Annotated in this window: 3 protein-coding genes; 2 read left to right on the top strand and 1 reads right to left on the bottom strand. The window is 75.7% G+C overall.

The genetic code is table 11. The annotated features are described in order from the left end of the window. The first annotated feature begins 214 nt into the window (after positions 1 to 214). Both ACSNOH_RS33875 and ACSNOH_RS33870 read left to right on the top strand, forming a co-directional pair. Complete coding sequence (locus tag ACSNOH_RS33875; RefSeq protein WP_436725286.1) at positions 215 to 2,380, top strand: RecQ family ATP-dependent DNA helicase; 2,166 nt, start codon at positions 215 to 217, stop codon at positions 2,378 to 2,380. A gap of 222 nt (positions 2,381 to 2,602) precedes the next feature. Further along, the gene (locus ACSNOH_RS33870) at positions 2,603 to 3,181 is read left to right on the top strand and encodes a hypothetical protein (protein ID WP_436725285.1); all 579 of its coding nucleotides are present in this window, start codon (positions 2,603 to 2,605) and stop codon (positions 3,179 to 3,181) included. Between the two features lie 131 nt (positions 3,182 to 3,312). On the opposite strand, the gene ACSNOH_RS33865 is transcribed toward ACSNOH_RS33870, so the two are convergent. Then, a partial coding sequence (locus tag ACSNOH_RS33865; protein ID WP_436725284.1) for a hypothetical protein occupies positions 3,313 to 3,773 on the bottom strand: 461 nt, incomplete at its 5' end.

Here is a 3,773-nt window from a genome sequence, read left to right as displayed (position 1 = left end):
GACGGGGAGGAGGGGGACGACGGGGAAGAGGGGACGGAGGGACCGGAGGACTCGTTGTGCTGCGTCATGGCCCGAGAGTCCCGCGGGACCGCCGCGGCCCGCCAGGCCTGTGGATAACTCCGGAATATGGTCCTACTAATGCTGTGGACAGCGGTTTTCCACAGCGGACCGGGGCCGTTCGCGCATTGTCAGTGCACTCGTGTTGCATGGGGGCATGACGAACGAAGACCTCCGCGCCTCGGCCGACGCCGTCCTGGCCCGCCTCGTCGGGGACACCACGGGCACGGCAAGACTGCGTGAGGACCAGTGGCTGGCCATCGAGGCGCTGGTCGCCCACCACCGCCGCGCCCTGGTCGTGCAGCGGACGGGCTGGGGCAAGTCGGCGGTGTACTTCGTCGCCACCGCCCTGCTGCGGGCGCGCGGCAGCGGCCCCACGGTGATCGTCTCGCCCCTGCTGGCGCTCATGCGCAACCAGGTGGACGCCGCGGCTCGGGCGGGCATCCACGCCCGCACGATCAACTCGGCCAACGTCGAGGAGTGGGACACCGTCCAGGCCGAGGTGGCGGCCGGCGAGGTCGACGTGCTGCTCGTGTCGCCCGAGCGGCTGAACAACCCCGACTTCCGCGATCAGGTGCTGCCCAAGCTGGCCGCCGCGACCGGCCTCCTGGTCGTCGACGAGGCCCACTGCATCTCCGACTGGGGCCACGACTTCCGGCCCGACTACCGCCGGCTGCGCACCATGCTGGCCGACCTGCCGCCCGGCGTCCCCGTCCTCGCCACGACCGCCACCGCCAACGCCCGCGTCACCGCCGACGTCGCCGAGCAGCTGGGCACGGGCGAGGAGTCGACGCGGGCGCTGGTGCTGCGCGGCCCGCTGGACCGGGAGAGCCTGAGCCTCGGGGTGCTGCAGCTGCCCGACGCCGCGCACCGGCTGGCCTGGCTCGCCGACCACCTCGCCGAGCTCCCCGGCTCGGGCATCATCTACACCCTCACCGTCGCGGCCGCGGAGGAGGTCACCGCGTTCCTGCGCCGGCGCGGCCACACCGTCGCGCCGTACACGGGCAAGACGGAGAACGCGGACCGGCAGCAGGCCGAGGAGGACCTGCTCGCCAACCGCGTCAAGGCGCTCGTCGCCACGTCGGCGCTGGGCATGGGATTCGACAAGCCGGACCTGGGATTCGTGGTCCACCTCGGCTCCCCCTCCTCCCCCATCGCCTACTACCAGCAGGTCGGCCGCGCCGGCCGCGGCGTCGAGCACGCCGAGGTGCTCCTGCTCCCGGGCAAGGAGGACGAGGCGATCTGGAAGTACTTCGCGTCCCTCGCCTTCCCCCCGGAGGACCAGGTCCGCCGCACGCTGGAGGTGCTCGCCGCCGCCGGCCGGCCGGTCTCCCTGCCTGCGCTCGAACCCCAGGTCGAACTGCGGCGCTCCCGCCTGGAGACCATGCTCAAGGTCCTCGACGTCGACGGCGCCGTGCACCGGGTGAAGGGCGGCTGGACGGCGACGGGACGCCCGTGGACGTACGACGCCGAGCGCTACGCCTGGGTGGAGCGGCAGCGCGGCGCGGAGCAGCAGGCGATGCGCGACTACGCCACCACGACGCAGTGCCGGATGGAGTTCCTGCGCCGCCAGCTGGACGACGAGCAGGCGGAGCCGTGCGGGCGCTGCGACAACTGCGCCGGGCCGCGCTTCACCGCCGACGTCTCCGCAGCGGCGCTCGACGCCTCGCGGGGCGAGCTGGGCCGCCCGGGCGTGGAGGTCGAGCCGCGCCGCATGTGGCCGACCGGGATGGCCGCGGTCGGCGTCGACCTCAAGGGCCGCATTCCGGCGGGTGAGCAGGCCGCGACCGGCCGGGCCCTCGGGCGGCTGTCCGACATCGGCTGGGGCAACCGCCTGCGGCCCCTCCTCGCCCCGGACGCACCGGACGGCCCGGTCCCGGATGACGTGGCGGCCGCCGTGGTGACCGTGCTGGCCGACTGGGCCCGCGGTCCCGGCGGCTGGGCCTCCGGCGCCCCGGATGCTCCCGCCCGCCCCGTGGGCGTCGTCACGCTCGCCTCGCGGACACGGCCGCAGCTGATCCGGTCGCTCGGCGAGCGCATCGCCTCGGTCGGCCGCATGCCCCTGCTCGGCACCGTCGCCTACGGCGGCGCCGAGACCGGCACCCGGGTGCCGCGCACCAACAGCGCGCAGCGGCTGCGGGCGCTGGACGGTGCCCTGACCGTCCCGCCGGACCTCGCGGCGGCGCTCGCCTCCGCCGGCGGCCCCGTACTGCTGGTCGACGACTTCGCCGACACCGGGTGGACGCTGGCCGTGGCTGCCAGGCTGCTGCGACGGGCCGGAGCACAGGAGGTGTTCCCGCTGGTGCTGGCGGTGCAGGGCTGACCCCGCCCGCCGGGCGGAGATGTGGCAGGAGCGGCGGGGGCGCCAACCGCCGCGCACCGGCGGCCAATGGCGTCAATTGATCGTTGCCGCGCGCCCCCCGGCGCCGCGAGAATTGGACGCGATCCCGCTCTCGTCCGTCCACGGCCCGCCGGGACGGCAGTCGTGGCGGGCGCTCCTGCCCGCCGCCCGGCCCGTGGTCGTCATGCAGCCGAAGGGAGGGTCATGGCCTTCGACTTCGCACCGCCCCCGTCCGCCGAGCCCGGTCACCGGCTGAGCCGGATGCTCGAGCCCTCCGAGTGGGCCGCGGCCGGAATTCCCTTGCTGCGCAACCCGCGCGAGGTGATCACCGGCCTGCACGCCCGTCACCTGCCGGCGCCGTCGACGGCCGTCGTCGCCGTCCTCGACCACGACGAACGGCTCGCGGCGAGCGCCTCGTTCGCCCGGCGGCCCGCCCCGCCCGACGGCTGGGAGCTGCGCAACGCGCTGCTCGCGCAGCTGCGGCAGGTGATCCCGCACGACCTGCGGCGGCGCGCCCCGGTCCGGACGGCCGTGCTGCTCTACTGCCGTTCCGGCGGGGCTCATTGGACGGAGGAGGACGGGGCGTGGATGTGGGGTCTGCGTGACGCCTGCACGCTGCACGGGCTGCGCTGCGGGGCGTACATCACGCTGACCGCGGGCGGCTGGCAGATCCTCGGCGAAGGCCGCAGCGGACGCCGGCCTCGTTCGCCGGAGCATCCGCCGGCGCCGGTGACGTCGGGCGGCGGCGCGCCCGGGGCGCACCGCCACACAGCGGCCCGCTGACGGCCGCGCCCGCTGACGGCCTCGGAGGCCCGGGCGTCGCGCACCCGGGGCATCGCACGCCCGTTACTGCAGAACGCCCGCCTTGCGGGACCGGACCTGCGGCCACCCGCCGGGGCGGCCGCGGTCCGTCCTCAGACGCCTGCGGAGAGCAGGGTGTTGACGCGCTGCGGGTCGCCGCAGACGATCAGCAGCGCGGCGGCGCGGCCCATCGCTGCGGGCAGCGCGCGGGTGACGGCCTCGTCGGTGCCGCCGTTGACGGCCACGACCACCACGGGCCGGGACGTGGTGCGGTCCGCGTCGGCGGCCGCGTAGAAGACGTCGTCACGGGCGTCGTGCTGCGCCCAGTAGGACGCCTCACCGAAGGACAGCTCGTGCGCCGCCCACGGGTGCGGGTCGCCGGTCGTGAGCACCAGGATCTCGCCGGGTGCGCGGCCGGTGTCGAGCAGCAGGTCGACGGCCTCGTCCGCAGCGTCCAGGGCACCCTGCGCGGAGGCGGGGATCAGCTGGACCTGCGGACCGGCGGCGGCTGCGGCCGGCTGCGGGGCGGCGGGCCGGGACGGAGCCGGGACCGGACCCCGCTGGGCGGCGGGGC

The organism is Streptomyces sp. URMC 127, from assembly GCF_051386535.1.
Classification (GTDB): Bacteria; Actinomycetota; Actinomycetes; order Streptomycetales; family Streptomycetaceae; genus Streptomyces.
Note: the sequence above shows the minus strand (reverse complement) of the source record. Positions and strands in the feature narration are given on the sequence as shown.